This is a genomic window from Psychroserpens jangbogonensis, assembly GCF_000797465.1.
GTDB classification, from domain to species: domain Bacteria; phylum Bacteroidota; class Bacteroidia; order Flavobacteriales; family Flavobacteriaceae; genus Psychroserpens; species Psychroserpens jangbogonensis.
This window is the reverse complement of the sequence record NZ_JSWG01000006.1, coordinates 18484-38129: the sequence shown is the minus strand read 5'-3', so window position 1 is coordinate 38129 and position 19646 is coordinate 18484. Positions and strand designations below refer to the sequence as shown.

At 36.1% G+C, this 19646-nt stretch carries 6 protein-coding genes; all 6 read right to left on the bottom strand.

The annotated features are described in order from the left end of the window. Positions 1–37 precede the first annotated feature (37 nt). Complete coding sequence (locus RH81_RS03650) at positions 38–1072, bottom strand: endonuclease (protein ID WP_033957916.1); 1035 nt, start codon at positions 1070–1072, stop codon at positions 38–40. After that, positions 1069–2130, bottom strand: coding sequence for a hypothetical protein (locus tag RH81_RS03645; protein ID WP_152604778.1), 1062 nt, complete (start codon positions 2128–2130; stop codon positions 1069–1071). Before RH81_RS03645 ends, RH81_RS03650 begins: the two co-directional genes overlap by 4 nt. Before the next feature lie 261 nt (positions 2131–2391). Next, positions 2392–7821 (bottom strand): glycine-rich protein, encoded by a 5430-nt coding sequence (locus tag RH81_RS16330; RefSeq protein ID WP_052172400.1) that lies wholly within the window; start codon positions 7819–7821, stop codon positions 2392–2394. Positions 7822–8790: 969 nt separating this feature from the next. Then, positions 8791–10389 (bottom strand): PfaD family polyunsaturated fatty acid/polyketide biosynthesis protein, encoded by a 1599-nt coding sequence (locus RH81_RS03635; RefSeq protein WP_033957910.1) that lies wholly within the window; start codon positions 10387–10389, stop codon positions 8791–8793. Positions 10390–10521: 132 nt separating this feature from the next. Then, positions 10522–17220, bottom strand: a complete 6699-nt coding sequence (locus RH81_RS03630) for a type I polyketide synthase (protein ID WP_033957907.1) — start codon at positions 17218–17220, stop codon at positions 10522–10524. A 39-nt stretch (positions 17221–17259) separates the two neighbouring features. Next, complete coding sequence (locus RH81_RS03625; RefSeq protein WP_241478952.1) at positions 17260–19242, bottom strand: SDR family NAD(P)-dependent oxidoreductase; 1983 nt, start codon at positions 19240–19242, stop codon at positions 17260–17262. Positions 19243–19646 lie beyond the last annotated feature (404 nt).

Sequence of the window (19646 nt, the reverse complement as noted above, 5' to 3'; positions counted from 1 at the left end):
TACCTATACAATATTGTATATTATCACTACAAACTAACTAATTGAACATTCTTGGAGCTAAGGTGTTGTCTAATACAAAAGGATTACTATTTCCTTGGTAAGTTTCAATATTGGTATTTCTATCAATCTCTAATTGATCAACGGGATCATTTATATGCCATGAAAGCAATACAGTTTTCATGTAATTAAAAAAATCTTCGTTTGCATAAGACACATAAGAATTAATATTTGTTGAATTATAAATAGAATAAAAATAAAACACAACTCTAGCAATATCACCTTTCTTACTTTCTTGAGGTTCTATTGAACATTGTTGTGTTCCAGAAAGCAGTGGGTAGGATTCATCCTGATCCTTTTCTGTATAAAGATCTATATTAGAAGTAGGAATAATATTTAATTGCTGATTCAAATAAAACCACGATTCGGAATCGCTATCTACTATCTCATTAAACGGACAATTTCCTCTTGCCGAGTTTACTTCTACTCTCGAAGGAAACAGATTGAACATATCACTTCTAGATGGCTCATCGCCTGCTCCCATACTTTGAGGATAAATATGCTCAGCATTAATACCTAAATTAAAAGCATGACTTGAGGGATCTGGATCTGTTGAATAATCCATTAAAATCGTGAAATTGGAATAAATCCCTTTTAGTTCTTGAGTTGACATGTCAATATCAACTGCACTATATAAGACGTCTCTAGCTGTGCTATAACCTAAGGTTTGACTAGGTGTATAATTAGTTTGCAAACATGTTAAAAACTCGGTCAATGTCGTGGCATTATTGCAAATCAGTTCTTCTTGTGTGTCAACAATAGCATGCCAGTTAACACCATCAAAAATATTGAGCACATTAGAATCTGTATTAAAAATGATAAGACCTTTTGAAGCACTTGTTACTACAATGGCATCACGTTGTTCTGAAGTCATCCTTGGCGGAAGAAACCCTAAAGTTGAACTTTCTATATCTAGAGCAGCAGACTCATCTGGTGTTTCTGTACCAACTCCTACTTGGCTAAAAACCGAGTTAGATATTAAAAATATTAGTAATAAATAACTAACGTTTTTCATAAACTGTTTTCTGAACCTTTGCTATTAGAATTTGTACTAACGCTCCAGACTCCAGCTACAGATCTTTCTATAGCTCCATTTGCGTCACCGTTGCCATTTTCAAAAACGCCTACATTAACACTTAATACTCCAGAAGCAATTCCATTGCTAGCAGTAAAAGTTCCTTCATAACTTACAAACTCTACAAGTCCAGAAGGACTACTAAGCGCTATACCATCTGGAGCTCCATTTTGTATCGCAATAGAATCCAATACATAATAGCAATTGGATGCATCACAAGTTTGGGTAAGGCTATCTAGAGTTACAGTTAAATAAAAAGATTGATCAGAACCATTGTAAAGAGAAACCATATACTGAGATAAATCAGCTGGCTGACTTCCTAAATTTCCAGATATTCTAATTTCTACAAACTCGTTTACATCTGTACCTGCATTATCATAATGAAATTCGTTAATTCTTGCAGTCGCATTACTTACAACACCTACAGCGCCAACATAATTACTTTTTACTTCCAAACCTGTTAAAGCTCCAGTCACGGCAATTGGTGTTACTCCGAAACTTAAATACTTACCGTCATCAGAAACAGATACTGTATAATTTAAACTCGTGGCTCCTGTAATAGCAATTTCATTTGTTCCTGAAGCATCATCAGAACGATACCATTGATATAATGAAACATCTTCAATATCTGATTCTGCGTCCTGATAGGCATAAGTCGCTGTGATTATCTCACTAACATTTAAAGTTCCACTAACGGAAACATTTGTTGCACTTGGAACTGTATTAGTAGTTGGACAATAAATATTTTCCCAACTACTTCCATTATATACTTGCAAGCACTGTTGATTCCCTTCTATAAAATAAATAAGTAATCCTATTGCTGGGTTTGAAATACCATCGCGTTCTACCTCATTCATTCGTGGCAAAAGAAGTCCTCCAGTTGTGGAAGAAACATCTAATATTGCAGATTGATCTGGTGTTGTTGTACCTATACCTACCTGAGATATAGCACTATAAGGACACAAGATCAATGCAAAAATAAATAGGTATTTGTTCAAATTATATTAGGTCAAATGCCTCCAAATATAATTCTTATAACTTATTTGTTATAGTAAGAATTCTATACTAATTATTAATAAGCTGTTTCAATTTTCCGATACAGAAAGTAATTATTCCCCATTAACAATGATTTTATAGGTGTCGGCACAAATACGGCACAAAAAAAGAATCCAATACAACTAGATTATGTTAGTCGTATTGGATCTTTTAATAATTTTAAAATAGGAATTAAAACACACCTAATTTATAAATCAAATCCTCTATTTCAAGATTACTTTTTGGGTTAATTGTTGGCTCCCATTTTGCAACTGAACAAGATATACACCCGAACTTAATTTATCTGCATTCATGATCTGTTTAGTGACCGCTGGATCTAATTCTTGTTGTAATACGGTTCTACCCAGTAAATCATATACTGAAGCTTTAGTTTCTCCCAATAAAACACCTTCAATAACAATCGTTCGATCGGTTTGATTGGTGTACATGTTTACGGTATTAAGATTGATCTCTCCTAGTGTCAAGGTGCCTGTTGTAAAGTTTAAAAAGAAACGTCCTGTTCCACTAATAGCTTCATTTGATGTAAAGGTATAATTAGACGAGTTTAATAAGGTAAACGTATTCGTTGCGTTATCTTCTAGATACACGTCTACGGAAGGATCTAAAATATAATCCTCTAAACTAATGGTGACTTGCTCGCCTTGATTCACATGTACTCCTAACGGAATAGTCACATCAGTAATAGCACTCGTATATAATGTTTGAATAGCCATAGGAATTCCTACGTTATCTTGAACCAAATGTGAATACAATCCAAATTCTGGAACCTGACCACCAAAAACAGCTGCATCATATCCTAAATCTAATCCTGAACTTGCATTATCATGAAAGTAAATAGATGTTGAAACGTTATTAGAAGCTGTATCCATTCGTAATTTTATAAAATCATTAGGTTGTGCTTGTCGTCCTAGTATAAAATCATCTGCATTACCAACAACTTGCATGTCTGGTGAAAACTCAAGCGTTGCGGTTGCTAAGTTAGAAGACACAAAAAAGCCTTGACCTGGAGGTAACAGCGTTGTACCAGTTGCTAAATTTGCAATCGTCCAAATATTTCCAGTACCTGCTGTACTAGCGTTATAGCCGTAAATGGCAGCGGTTGGTACATTCAGTAAACTCAAATTAGATACTCCCGAAACAGAACCAACATGGTTTAAAAATGTACTGACATCTAAATATGCAGGATATGGATTTCCTATTAAATTCCATTCTGGTTCGTGTCCTGTAAATTCATTGGTGATTACAGCATTCACAGGACCTGTTTCAATGGTTCCTGTAAAAATTAGTGCTTCTCCATTTGCTGTGTTTGTTGCTGTTCTATAGCCTTTTCCTGAAACTAATTGTGCATCGCTGTTATCATTATATAACACATAATCATCGGTATTCTCTTTTTCATAAGGACCAAATAAATACGTCGTTAGCGGTTGTACGCCATTATTAAAAATAAGACCTTCATTATAGTTGGCATCATTGGTTAAAAAAGAAGACCAGCTTTGACCTGATAATGGTGGCGCGATTAAATCGTTACCATTAGATTGTGCATTGGTATAGCGATGATATTTTGCCTCTCCTCCTATGGCTATCGTCCCATCTACAACCAATCCTGAATACGAATTTGACACGGAATACATGTTTACATCACCACTTACATTTAGTGTCGCACCAACAGGCACTGTCATACTCGAACCACTACTAATATTTATATCTTTTACAGTTTTTATACCTGTAATTAATGGTGGATTTGCAGTTATTGGTATGGTAATTTCTGCACACTCTGATGGTATTGCATTTGGTGTCCAGTTGTCTGAATCTTCCCAATCTGTAGATACTGAACCATTCCATGAGAGTTGTTGAGTGGCAATCGTGACATTTACGGTCACATCAAAACTGCAAGTTGTTGTATTGCCAGCACCATCAATAGCTACAAAGGTATTTGTTGTTGTACCTACAGGGAAAATTTCGCCTGAAGCCAGACCTGTTGTTTGGCTAAGCTCTAAGGTAAAAATAGCAGGTGTTGTCCAGCTTATAGTGACAAAACCATAACCTGCATGAACCCCAGAACTAGTTGATGCATTGGTAAGACCATCGATATATGACGAACCGCCACCACCACCAAAACTTTGTTGATAAAGATCAGCATCAGAAGCTCGAGCATTACCACCACCACCACCATAATAACCACCACCACCACTACCTCCACCATGTGCAGAAGCTGAATATAAAGCTATACCATCTCCACCCACTCCAAAAGTTCCATGTGGATTGTAAAGCAAGTCATTCGTATTATCTTTACCACCCATACCCCCAGCCCAATCTAAACCACCTTTACCAGCAAACAATACATCACTATAAATTCCGCCAGAGTTAGGATAGCCATCCTGGCCATGCGTCCCGCCTCCATCACCGCCATAACTATAAATTCCGCCGCCGCCGCCGCCGCCAGCTACAATTACTCTATCGTAAAGGCTTGTACCGCCTTGACGTACATCTGATGCACCGCCACCTGCACCAGAATTACGCTCATAATCATTATTATCAGGATACTGTCCAGCAATTCCTCCACCATTAAATGCCCTAGGAAAACCTTGACCATTGTTATTACTATTTGCAATAAATTCTCCAACATAAACATACAAAGTCTCTCCTGGTGTAACGGTTAAAATTCCAGTAGCACGACCTCCAAGTCCTCCCCAATTAGGCGCAACCACGGGGCTGCCTCCCTCTGCTCCAAAAGCGTCTATAATAACTTCGGTAACTCCTGCTGGCACTATAAATGTTTCAGCAGCACCAGTGAAAATAAATTGGCTTACAAAAGTGTTTGCTGTTGTGGAGCAATTATCTGTAGCAACGGGTAAGTCATAAATGACCACAGCACCACATTCTTCTAGTGTATTATTAACAGTAATATCTGTTGGACATATAATCGTTGGAGTTACAGTATCCTCTATAATTATAGCTTGTGTTTGTGTTACTGCATCACAATTTGGAGAATCATAGCTCCAAGTTACCACAGTAGTACCTTGTGATGTAATTGGTAAAGTAACATCTGCTGTAGCAGTGATAGCGCCATTATTTGCTGTAGGAGCTGTTAGACTATTCACTTCACATTGCGCAGTGATATCTGGCAAATTTGCTAAATCAGGTATCGGCATTTCATTGTCTTCAACCGTAACCGTTACATCACAAGTAGCTGTATTCCCTTGTGCATCTGTGGCTGTCCATGTTACTGTTGTGTCACCAACTGGATACAATCCAGAAGCATCAGAGGTATTTGTAATAGTATTTGTTAAGGCTATGGACGATACTGGTGCTTGAGAGCTTATCCAAGTTGGACCACCAAAAGTCACTAACCCTAATGCACCTGTATAGCCATTAGCAGAACTGTCTGTGGTTATAGTGCTTGGGCTACCATCTTCCATTTTATAATAAGCCAATAATCCAGGTTCTGTGCCTACTAAGGCTCTATTATATGAACTTGCTATTTCTGTTGCTGGCAGTGCTCTGTCCCAAATACGGACTTCATCCATCTGGCCTACATAAGCGCCATCTGTACTTGTAAATGATGATGGTTGACCTAGAATTAAATCTTGACCACCATTGGTTGGATTTAATGTAAAAACAGTACTATCGAGTAGTGCTCCATTCCAATAAATCATTACTTCTTTGGTCACACTATCAAAAGAAGCTGCCATGTGATTCCATGTGCCTGTTGGATTACTAGGAAGAATCGCCTCGAAATTTTGAATGGTAGATCCATTTCTAATCGTAAAAAATAGTCTTATTTCATTGGATACAGTTCTGTTTCTAAAACCAAAAGCATAATTGGTATTATTCTCAAATACAGCACCACGACTAATGACCGATTTATAACCATCTGCTGCAGATATTATAGGATTCACCCAGGCTTCTAGTGTGAAATTTAATTGAAATGGGAAATTTGGCACACTTACTCTACTAAGAAAACCACCAGCAAAAGATAAACCAGTAGATACTGTACTACAACTCTCACTGATTGTTGGTGGCGCTATAAAAAGATCTGCTTCACATAAACCTGGATCATTGGGTGTTGTTATGTTTGTACAACTTAATGATGACAGTCTATCTAATATTATATTTTGGGTTTGTGTTGTGGTATTACCATTACCATCATCATAAGTCCAATTTACAATTGTTGTGCCTTCGATTGTAATTGGTAAAACGGCATCGCTAGTCACAATTACACTACCTCCACAATTATCTGTAGCTGTTGGTGGTGTTAAATTTGTTACTTCACAAACTCCAGTAACATCTGGTAAAGTTGCAAGGTCTGGAATTGGTGCTGAAATATCATCAATAATCAGGTTCTGTGTTTGAGTATGATAACCACTACCATAGGCCCAAGTCATGACCGTAGTTCCTTGCACATTGAAAGGAAACGATACATCCGCAATCCCTATAATCGAACCGTTATTAGCCGTTGGCGCGTTAGGGCTTGTGTCTACTTCGCAATCCTGATTAATATCTGGTAAAGTGGCTAGATCTGGAGTTATGTCCATCTCAAAAAAAGCAATCGACCCAGTATTAAAATCACCAATGTTAGATAGGATAATACTTGTATTTGAGATACCAACATCTCCTATTCCAAAACTAAAATCAACCAGAGAACTGGAAAGCACAATTGACTGTGACCAAGTTGTTCCATCTCTCTGATAAACATATCTTGATTTATTACTAAGACCGGTTCCAACAACGGCTATGTCACCAGAAATGTCCACATAGCAGCCAAATTGCGAAGGATTGATAGCAACAAGCTCTGCTTCCTGAAGCCAAGTCGTACCATTATTCTTATAAATATATGTAGCACCATCTACTTGAAAATTAGCTGGAGCTCCAATAATAATAGTACTCCCTGAAATGGCTACAGAACTTCCAAATTGATTCTGATTAGTTCCGTTTGGGCGTGATAGTGTAGTATCTATTGCCCAAACTCCTCCAGTTCGTTTAAGCACATAAGCAGTTCCTGAACTCGCTCCGTTTGGCGCAATATCTTTATGGGAGCCAATAACTGCAATATCTCCATCTATAGCTACTGAATTACCAGTTTCTGCATTAATGGTACCAGTCTGATTTTCTAAACTAAATACTTCTACCCAGACATTTGATATTCTTTCAAAAATATAGGCAGCACCAGCATTTACAGCGGCTTGATCATCATAGCGTGCACCTACTACAATGGTATTACCAGAAATGGCTACACTGTTACCAAAATAAAGATTCCCTGGAGCCGAAACCTGCTGTTCCACTGCCCAATTAGTGCCATCAAAAGCATAAATATAGGCGCGATCAAGAGTTCCAACTACTGCAGTATTACCATCAATAGCAACGGCACTACAATCACTAAAAATTGGATGAGGAAGCTTAACTTCTTCCACCCAAGTTAAACCCACGCGTTTAAAAATATATGATCCATTAGGAAAACACTTTCCTACAATGGCACGATCTCCATCTATAGCAACTGAAAAACCGAAATCATCACCAACTACACCATCAGAAGCATAGGTATTAATAATTTCACTCCAATTTTGGGCAAAACTATTTATTGAACAGAAAAAAGAAACTAAAAGAGTTGTAAGTAAAAGGTGAATTTTACGCATATTGGTTGGTATTATATTAAAAAATAATAAAACAAGTACGTGTGGAGCGTAGAATTGTTAGCTTGAATACTGATAAAATAGCTAGAAAGGACATGAAAAAACGAAGTTGTCATTGTGCTTCGCTCCCAAAGAAGGGCACTTTATAGACTTTTTTTAGAACCTAAAAGCCGAATCTACTGTTTAGTGTTAAAGACAAATAAAACTTAACTGATCGTTAGCCTATTTGTAGGGATCTTTACACTATAAGATTCAAAAGTTTAATCAATTAATTAATAGCGAGTTAAAAATAAATAAAATTCTTAAAACCAACAAGGCTAAGACTAAAATAAAGTAAGATTTTTCAGTAATTTATTAAAAACGACTTAAAGATTGGTTTTAGGTTGTTATAAAAGATGTAGATGAAACTACGACACTTTAATAGTCTTTGATTAATTATAATGACTAGGCAATATTTATTTGAAGTTATACTTTAACAATTAAACATAAGTTATTCATTAACAAATAGTTGCTATTTACCAATACAAAAGTGATTTATTAGTGTTTATAACTTTTCACCTCTAGGCAGTACAACTGTGGGGCAAAAATTATCTAAATATATCAAAACAAATCAAAGCCCACTCCTAATTATTGTTACGACAAAAAAAGAATAAAAAATTTAATGGCTCAATTCCCTTTGACTCCGCAATTAGCCTTTGTATTTACTGTAAATACAAGAGCTTTGTTTTTTGGTTGACAAATAGTATTTTAAACCAACAAACGTTATAAAACAGCGTGTATAGTTAGTAGCTGACTGTCCTATGTACTTGAAAAACCCTTAGGATTTCCCTGAGGTTCGCTCTCTTTTGCTAAAATAGTTGCCTAAACAACATAACTTATCTTATACCAAACGATAAAAACAATATATTTCAGCAAGAAGAACCAATAAAAAAGTAAAATTATTTTCTATTTTTAATAGAAACAGATCACCAACTAATCCATAAGAAAATGTTTATCTTCAATACCTAGGTGCAACAATTCAAATGGCAAATCTACGCCTTGGTCTTTGATGGTATTTATTCTGTGTAAATAGGCAGCACCCTCTAACAAATGACTTGCAACATCCGCTACTTTTCTGTTTTTTGTTTGGCTTAAATAGGAGTTTTTGGTCCATTCGTTAAAGGCTCCCATTGCTGGTCCACACCAAATTTGATAATCCATCACTCTATCTGGAGTACCTGCATTGGCCCAATTGGACGAAAGACCTAAATACCAGCGAAATATCAAAGCCATTTTACGCTTTGGGTTTCCCTTAGCTTTTTCTATTTGCTCTGGGTCCCTTTCCTCAAAGAAGCTTACACAACCTTCCCATACCTGTTCTAAAGGCATTTTGAAGGTTAGTTTTTCTAACTTTAATCTTTCTTCAGCAGGAATAGCATCAATACCTTCGTAGCGGTTGTAAATTTCATATAATTTCTTGGCTCTGGCACCAAATAAAGTACCACGCTTTAAGACTTGCAATTCTACACCCAATTCAAACATATCGGAAGCAGGAGCCATCGTAATATCGGTAGAGGCTATTTTGGCGAGTAAGTCTTTCACCGCGTCTGAAGTTCCAGATTCTACACAAGCTTGATTGATGGAACCGGTCACCAAATAGGCCGCACCCATAGCAAACGCAGCTAAGGCAGAGGCGGGAGTTCCTATTCCTCCGGCAGCGCCTACTCTAATTTGTTTCTTATACTGGTATTTTTTCTGAATTTCATCTCTCAACTGTAAAATAATAGGCAATACAACAACCAACGGACGATTGTCTGTATGTCCTCCAGAATCAGCTTCCACAGTGATATCATCTGCCATTGGTACTTTTTGAGCCAATTCATAGTGTTGCTGAGTAATCTTTCCTGCAGCCAATAACTTATCTAAAAATTGGATTGGTGCAGGCGACATAAATCGTTCGGCTACTTCCTTTCTAGAGATCTTACCTATCACTTTATTCGCAATAACAATTTCACCTTGAGCATCTAAACTCAATCCCACGGCTCTGTATTTTACAATTTGCTCTGATAAGTTCATATAAGCTGAAGCTTCTACCACTTTTACGCCGTGTTCTATGTATAAATTTACAGCACCTTCCTCGAGAGCCTTTTCAATTGGACTATGTATCAGGTTACAAGCATATGCTTGTGTAGGTAAGGCTTTCTGAATTTCAACGATGGCCTCTTTAACCCTTAACGGAATCATCCCTGCAGCACCGAAAGAACCCATCATTTTGTTTTTTCCTAGAGCAATCACTAAATCTGTAGATGCAATTCCATTGGCCATGGCACCAGCTTTATAGGCATATTTCAATTTATAGTCTTCTTTAAACGAAGCATCCCCCAAATCTTCTGCAGTAAATGCTGGTACGATTGCTTTTAAAAACAATCCCTTTCCGTCCGACTGAATGGTTCCTGTATTTGTAATTCCAGTGCGCCCTGATAAATCTTTTACTACATAACAAGGTATGGCAGTGTTTTTTAATTTGTCGGACATTCCTTGAATATCAAATGAAATTTCTCTGGGAGAACCTATCCATTTTAAGTTAATCATTTTCTTATGTTTTAATTTCTGCTATCTCTAATTGATATTTTCGAATTACAGAATGTTTGTTTTAATAATTTGACACTGGAAATATAACGCCGCTCTTTTAATGAAGAACCTGCCTTGTTTCCTATTTCTTAATTAAGCTTCTTGAATTCCCAAAGCTAAATCTGTAACTTGGTAAATTCTTGTACCTTCGTTCCAGAGATAGGCATCCGCAATGATGATCAAGGTATCTCCTCGGTTTTCAATGGTTTTAAAATGCACCTCCAAATGCATGTTATCGACATTTATTTTTATCTGTCCACGGTATTTCCACTCCGTTTTATTATTCGCTACTTGAACAAATCGTGGATTATTAAAGTCTTTCCCTAGATCTTGTTGCAACGCAAACAGCTGCATCGCCTGCGAAATAGCTTCTACTCCCAAAGAACCAGGCATTACGGGGTCAGAATAGAAATGACAAGTGAAGAACCAATCGTAAGTATGAATTGCTTTGGAACAATGGATGTATCCTTTGCCGAATTCGCCTCCGTCTTTTACCACTAAACCGCTGTCTAATAAATTTAGTTGGTCTTCTGCCAAACGATACGTATTCGCTTTGTCATTTTCTTTATACAATTTCATTTTTGCGTATAAAGAATTTAGCTTTATTTGGAAATAATCTTTGGTTGTCAAGTTGTTTTGCACATACCAAGCTGCGACATCTTCACCTTTATCCAAACCTACTTGTTGTGCTAAGGCTTCCTTCGGGAAAAATCCAAAAGATGAAAACCCTTTATAGAATATATGCCCATCTACAGATACTTCAAACAAGTATTTCTGAATTACAAAACCTCCCAACGAAGTAGAAGAAGTTAAGGTTGATTTGTTTTTAATCACCTTCCCTCTAAAATCTGTACCTGTGGGTAAGTCCAAAAGTTCACCGTCACCATCTAGATTTCTAAAGTATAAATCTTTATCGGGAAACTGAAGCGTACTCCCTAAATAAGCACCTAAAAGTCCACAAGGTTGTAGGGCAATTTCCATCAATACCGCATAAGGCATTGTCATTGAAGTATTTTGTTTGTAATACCAAACATCTTGAGGCACGTCGTATTCTGTCCAAATGTTTGTTGGTTTTGAGAAATCAAAACGTTCTCCGTCAATTTTAATCACACGACTTACTACTTGTAAATCGGTATTAGGTTGACGCGACAAAGCTCTATTGTCATAAATCGCATATTCTGGTCCAAAACAATCTGCTAATCGACCTAAGGCAAATGTTTCGATATCCATTTCATTTAATAACACATTCTCGGTTATTTTCTTTGGCTGCTCTAAGTATCTCGGATTGTCTTTTTCTCTTATTTGCAATCCTAAATTGGCAAAATGTACAGTAATGACACCATTTACAATAATTTCTAAATCACCAATTACATAAGGGTCAGGTAATAATCCGATATCTTTAATCACTAAGCGATACACTAATGTTTTATCATTAGGTGTAACTTCTTTTCTACATCTTACTTTTTGCGGGAGCCCGTAAATTGGTTGGAAACGCGCATCCTTTTTAAGGCGTTGCAATCCGAGCATCATCATAAAGAAACGTAGTAAGTTTCCGCCACCTTCTGCTTGTAAAGAACCAGCCAACACTTGGTCATCCCTAAAGTGACAAGGAAAATACCAATCGTCTGGACTCAGGTCTTTTTCGGCGATAATTTCTCCCAAACCATAAGCACCACCATGGACATCTGCCTTGGTAATACGGTCTAACATTAGCATTTTTTCTGGAGCTAGTCGGATCGATTTATTTCTTTCATTGGGGAAATAAGAAATATCATCAAAACATTTATGAGCATCTCCATTGATTAAATGCCTTAAATCTTCAATATCAAAAGCTGTCTTTTTTGTAGTTAAAAAAGGGATAAATTTTTTCTTTTCTACCCCTGCCAAAATTTTCTTTTCACTGTCCGTATAAACCACTCCGTTTCCTTTACTCAATTCTTCATCGGTAAAGAAACCAGCCACTCCATTGGTCATTTTTAAAACCATACGGTCTTCTACAAAACATTCGTAGCTAAAGAAAAACAATAAATTACGTCCATTTCTAACAAATGAATTGATAGAAATATCGTAACGCAACGTTTGTCCTTCAAAAGGTAAATCATCCATAAAATTTAGGGTGCAATCCAATAAACGGTATACATAATCTCCTTTGTTTTCTAAATCGATTCCCAAATAAGAGATCAACATTAAATCGCATTGTCCAGATTCTACAGACACTGCCCAAGGAATTTGAGTATCGGTTGAATAACCAGAATTGTACGGAATATCGTATTCGGTTTGCATGGTAGAAGGTTTGTATTCCCCTAATTTAGCATTTAAACCGGTGACTCTACTCACCAATAAATAAGGATCCATTGGTAACATTACCCTGCGTTTATATTGATCAATGACATTGTATTCCGCACCAAAAACATTACCAATTTTTCCTTCAGAAAATTCGATTAAATTCTCTTTGGTGAAAATGATGTTTTTATCTTTTAAATGATTTGGGTCATTAAAATCTTGTAATTTTAAACCATTTTCTGCAAACTTGACAGTGGCTTTAGTAGCTGTTTTTGGTATTGAAGTATCTATCATATTAGATTTTTTTTCTAATGTATGTTTTGTTGTGGTGGGCTGGCTAGAGCCTGTATTTTCTATTGTATTTACTGCTTTTTCTTTTTTTCTGATAGTGGCAAACTGATTTTTCATATCCTCAGACAATAACACATCATACACAGGTCTTCCTCCGGTTTTTACTTTTTTAGTAAAGCGTTTTTTGATTTGTTTCTGATTTTTATTAGGATATAATAAGCTTAAATCAATTTCGATTCCGTTAGAAATTAATTGCGCTAAACACTCATATAGGGACTGTATAGAACTCGTTCCTTTTTTATCAATAGCACAAGCAGCATGTTTCTTTTGGTCCAAGGTATCTTTTATCCAATTTGTACAAGTACAATTTGGACCTAGCTCTACGAAAGTGCTAAATCCGTTTGTTGACATTTTTTTAGCAAAAGCAGGGAAATCAACTGTTTTACAGCAAACTTCTGTGGAGTTTTCGGCTATTGTCAAGGAATCCATTGGGATTTTTTCACCCGTTAAACTAGAGTAAAAATCAATCTCTGGTTGGTTTTCTAATTGAAAATTATGCATTTCAATCAATCCATCATATTCTTTATTACAGAACTCATTATGGATGATATTTTGAAAAGGCACCAATACAGAAGCACAATTAAGTTCAGCAATTAACGCCTCACATTGGCTTTTATCTCCAGAAATTATCAACTCTTTATTAGAGTTTATAAAAGTGATTGACACTTTATCAAACTTAGATATATGGGCTTCTACTTTTCCTTTACTTTCTAATAAAATCCAGCTTTGCCATCTAGCTTTCGCTTCTTCTGAACTAATATTCCATTCTTCGGCTAATAATTCTAAATTACCAGAAAACCTATTTTTGAAAATAGGAGAATTGCGGAATACTTTTGTTCCCTCACTCGGGTTCCAAAGACCGAGTGCATACCACATAGAGCTACATTCACCCATAGAATATCCCATAGCTGCTTTTGGCTTTACGCCGAAATATTCTCTCAATATATGAGTGTACAAGGTTGCATAAAGCACTCCTGCCGACATCATAGAAATAGCATCACTTTGAATGTTTAGAGAAGGTGCTGAACTGTCTTGCTTTTTAGGGAATAAATAGTCTAAGCCAAAAAAATCTTTAAGGTTTGGAATTTGATTTTCAAAATCACTTAAAAGATTTGGGAAAAACTGAAATAAATCCTGTCCTAATCCTTCATAACTCGTTGCAGAACCAGGATACACAAAAGCTAAATCTCCTTTATCTCCACTTGGATTTGGGCTAAAGAAAGAACCGCTTGGTAATTTTATATCTGTATTATTTACAAATGCTTCTTCTAGTTTTCTTTCAATAAAACTGATGTCCTGCTGTATTGATTTGTTACTAGAAGCAATTAAAACAATGCTGAATGCTGCTTTGATTTTTGATGCTTTGTCAAAATAAGCCTGTGCTATAAAGTCTAAATCGTCAACAAGAATATCTTTTCTAATTAAGTTTAAGTTTTCTATAAGTTCCTTTTGGGTATTTCCTTTTAAAACAAACAAATGCTTTTTTAAGAAGTTGTCAATTTTCTGGTTTTTAGGATTAGAATATTCTGAAAGTTTTACTCGTGAATTTAAACTCAAGTTTACCAATGCCTGTCTAGGAAATCCCCCTTCATTTACCCAAGGTCTCGACTGGCTTGGGAAATAGTAATTACTGTTTTTTAATGTCTCGTTTTTTAAAGAGTTCCAATTCGGGATACCTGGAATAAATTGGTGATATACACATAGTGCCGTTTTAACAATAGAAGCTAATCCAGACGCAGCAAACGTATGCCCTATATGTGTTTTTGCAGATCCTAATGCAATTTTTGTGTCTAATTTAGTAGCCAATAATTGCTCTTGTTCTAATTGATCTTCCTGCTTAAATCCAGAAGCGACTAATTCCTGCAAAGCAATTTTTTTATCTGTTACTAAGTCTCCAATTGCTTCAATTTTAGCGTAAACTGTATCTTTCTTATTAACTGTATCACTAGCTTTTAAAACAATAGCAGATGCTCCTTCTCCTATTAACCAACCGTAATCATCTGCATTAAAAGACAAACTTGGTTTTTGGTTTTGATTAATTGTATCAACCAAATTACGTAAAAGAACAGCTTCCATACTCGCCGAAAATTCTACAGCTCCCACAACAACAGCATCAACTTCACCTAAAGACAGCATGTTTTGCGCCACTTCTAACGCTCTTGTTGTACCGTTATCTCCATTGGTAATGGTAAATGATGGGCCGTTAAAATCCCATAATGCAGAAATACGACTCGACATAATATTACCAACAAAACTGGTGTGCTGGCTTGGGGTTTGTACGTTTCCTATTTGATATAATATATTTCGACACTCAGCTAAAAGTGTTGCTTTTTGTGTTTCCTCTAAATCAACTCCTGCACTATCTAGCGCCTTCTCTAATTGCCATTCGCTATCCCAACGGGCTAAATAATGATGTATTGCGAGTTCTGGATTCATAGCAATTAAAATAGCTACATTCCCTCCTCTTTTTAAGTTTGATTTTTGGATAGCTTCATCAGCAACTTTTAAAATTAGAGCCTGCTGAGGTTCCATAGTACTAATTTCGTTTGGTTGAATTTTATAGCGCATTAAATCCATATCAAACTCCTTAATAAAGTTTCCTTTAAGTGAGGTTTTAGGATCCAAGCTAAAATCAATTAATAACTCATTGTTCTTCTCAAAACCCTTCCATCTGTCTTGTGGCATTTCAGAAAAATGCTGCCTTCCTTCAAAAATAGATTGATAATACGTTTCTAGATTAACGCAGTCACCAAAATGAACTTCCATACTTGTGATGGCCATTTCCTTAAGCGAAACATCTTTGTGTTTTTTACTCTCTCCCTTATAATGATTCTCTACAACTAAATGGGCATTAGTACCTCCAAATCCAAAAGAATTTACAGCTGCTTGCTTATACTTTGTTTCCCATTTTAAAGGCTCTTCTATAATTTGTTCTCTCTTAAACCATCCTTTTTCAGACTGAATTGCCGTAGACATATTGATTCCTGGGGGAATAACATTATGTTCCATAGAAAGTAACACTTTCATTAAACTAGGCATTCCTGCTGCTGTTAACATATGCCCCATATTAGATTTTACTGAACCTAAACGCAACTTATTTGGATTGTCCCCAAAAAAGGTTTCGAGTGAGTTTATTTCTGTAACATCACCAAGTGGAGTACCCGTTGCATGGCATTCTATATAAGAGGTGTTTTCTTTTGAAATGCTCCCGTTATACGCTCTTTCATAAGCCAATGTTTGTCCTTTTGGATTGGGGCTTAATAAAAACTTGCCCGCTCCATCGTTAGACAAACCAATTCCCGAAATAACACCAATAATATTGTCACCATCTTTTTCTGCGTCTGACAACCTTTTTAGAAGAATCATTCCAGCACCTTCAGAAGACACTAATCCAGCAGAGTCTTTATCTAATGGCGAGTATTTTTTATCGTGTGCAGCATAGGCGTGGAAAATAGAAAAGCCCATATGGATAAATAATTGATCTGAAGAACAAACTGCTCCAGCCAACATCATATCTGCTTTACCCGTTAACAGTTCATCACAAGCCATTTTTATAGCATACAATGATGAAGCGCAAGCTGCATCTAAATCAAAATTTGTTCCTTTTAAGCCTATGGTTTTTTTAACCAATTCCGACACATCTCCTTCTATCGGGTTGTTATTCGGAATGTCAAATTCTGTTGATGGTATTTTGAAACTGTCATCTTTCAATAGACTTTTTATTCCTTTTTCAAGCGTTTCAGTATAAATAGGCGCAAGAACTTTATGGGAAGATTTCGTCGGAAATGATAAGTTTCCGAAAATTACGCCACAATTTTCTAAAGCTTGGGCTTTATCCCAATATCCCCCGTGTATTAAAGCGTCTTTAGTCACCTGTAAACCCCACTTATACATTTGATCTAAATCACTTAAATCTTTAGAGCCAAAGTCTGAGCTATTAAAATTATAATCTCTAATATATCCTCCACGCAATGAGTAACAACGGTCTATTACACCCTTGTCTTTTTGGTAAAAGAGTTCAGGATCTGCACCAAAATCATCTTTTGTTGCCATACCAGTCAAATCTTTTTTATCCATAAGATTATTCCAAAACTCTTGTAAGGTTTTAGACCCAGGAAAAAGGGATGACATACCGATGATTGCTATTTTTTCTTTCATTTTTTGTTTTGATGTAAGCTTACAGTAATCGCTATATTATTACCAGTTTAAACCTTCAGAAACAGTTAATCCTGCTCCTTCTGTAAATAAAAAGACATCTCCATTCTCATCGAATACTGTACAATTTGCAATCATTTTTGTGGCTGAATTTTCTTGTATTTTTATATGTACATAGAAACTTTTATCCGCAGGAATCTCTCCATAAACCAATCCTTTTAAAGTCTGTAAAGGCAAACTATTAGCTCCATTATGAAACTTTTGCACCCATACCACCATTCCTTGATATTGACTATCTAAGAAGAAGGCATTTAAACTCGTGCTAGGAAACTGCCCTTGGTCTTCAAAAGAAACTGCTGGCGCTTTGCATTTCAATAATACTTGTTCCTCGTCCATAGCTACAACCTCTTCTATTCCTTGGTAAAAGGCACCGTGAAATAGTGAACCGTCTTTATAAAAAGTTGCTCCATCAATCTTGTTCTCTTGAATTTTAGGTGTTTGAAATTTTGGCTTATCTCTTCTTTTTCTCTCTAAAGTAACCGTAGATCGATAGTGATTTAATGGTAGTTTTCCTCCTTTACTATAAATAGTAACAGCGCAAACGATACTTTCATCGGTTTTGCTTTGTTCTTTAATTTCTGTGAAATATTGCTCCTTTTCAGTTCCATCGAAAACGATTCCTTTAAATAGCTTTACGTTTTCAATACGTGCCAATTTGTAATCTGGAAACATTTTAACACAAGAATCTGCCATCCACGCCGTAGCATTCACCATTGGTAAAACCGGACTTCCTTGAATTACGTGATGATTTAAAAACTCATTGTCTTTTAAACTCAAATTTCGTTGTACAGTATACGCCTTAAGATCTCCCGAAATATCTGAAATTCCTGCCGGTAAGGTTCCTCCAATAATTACTTGAGGTTGGTTGTGGTAGGCTCCGTTTAACTCTTGAACAAAACGGGCTGCTCCTCCAGGGTGATTCACTAAAGAAACTCCTGCTTCTTCAAACATTTTTTGTAATTCAGGGCTCACCATTCCGCCTTCCCAAGCTCCCCAGTTAATGGCAGTAACTTTAGTGTTTGGATGATTTGTACTGAACAAATGTGCAGCTGTACTCAATATTTCATTTGCCATCGCATAGTCTGATTGCCCCACATTTCCGTAGAAACCGGCGACAGATGAAAACATAATTAAATGTTTCAATTCATTGATGTTAACCATTTTTAAAAGGCCTAATAAACCGTCTAATTTTACCGAAGTAACATTATCAAAAATCTCTTCTGTTTTATCTTGAATAAGTTTATCAGCCAAGCGACCTGCACCGTGAATAATTCCAGTTATTTCTCCCCATTGCTTTTCAATTTTAAGCAACTCAGGTTTGATGGTCAAGTTTGTTACATCTCCGGCAACATAAACAGCATCTCCTCCGTTTTCTTTAATGTTAGCAATAGTTTCTTCAATTTCCTTTTTAGCAACATACTTGTTGAATGTGCTATTTAAGCCTTTGATTGAAACTTTCTCGCCTCTATCTTTTATCTCCTGCATAATAGCTTTTTTAAGTGCCGCAGGATCGTCTTCAGTTAAAGCATAGGCTGGTAATTCAAAATCTAAAGAAGATCTACCTAATAAGATGAATTTAGATTTAAAAGAAACATTCATTTCTTTAATACAAGTGGCTGTAACTCCTCTACCACCTCCAGCAACTAAAAACACATCTTTGTCTGTAACCGTTTGTTTGTAATTATCTGAAGCACCTACTTCGTTAGAAACAACATCATACGTCATACGTCCATTATCATTGATGGCAACATCTACGTAACGAACATCAGCGTCGTGTAATTCTAGAAATAAGTTGTTCGCTATTTCATTAGTAGATAATTCTGGCTTTACATCCACAGCTCTACAAAATACAGGAGACCATTCTAGATTCATACATTTAGTTAAACCCGATAATCCACCCGCAATGATAGAAATATCAGGTCGTTTGTCCATCCCGAATTTCCCATCTAAACGGGAAACCGTCATAAAAGCAGTTCGTTGTGTTTTACTCGTAGTGTTTAATGGTGCTTGTAGGTATTTTGCTAGTAAGAAAGTTGCCTTTAATAAAGAACGTTCTACTGCAAAATGTTCCGTAAAATTATGACCCGAAAAGATGAAATGTGGGTGTAAATAAATAAAAGCACCTATTTCATTTTTAGTTAAGATAGTATCTATAGCTGTCTTAATGTTTTGGTCGTTTATTTCTGAAATAGCAACTCCATCTTTAATAGAGTTATTCTTTTTAAAAGTATCGAATTGAAGAACGATAACTTTATGACCTTCACTTTCTAGCTTAGCTTTTACAGCTAAGGTTAAATCACTTCCTTCATCTGTAATAATAACAGGTTTTAAAGCCGAAATATTCTGTATTAATACATCAACTGCAGGAA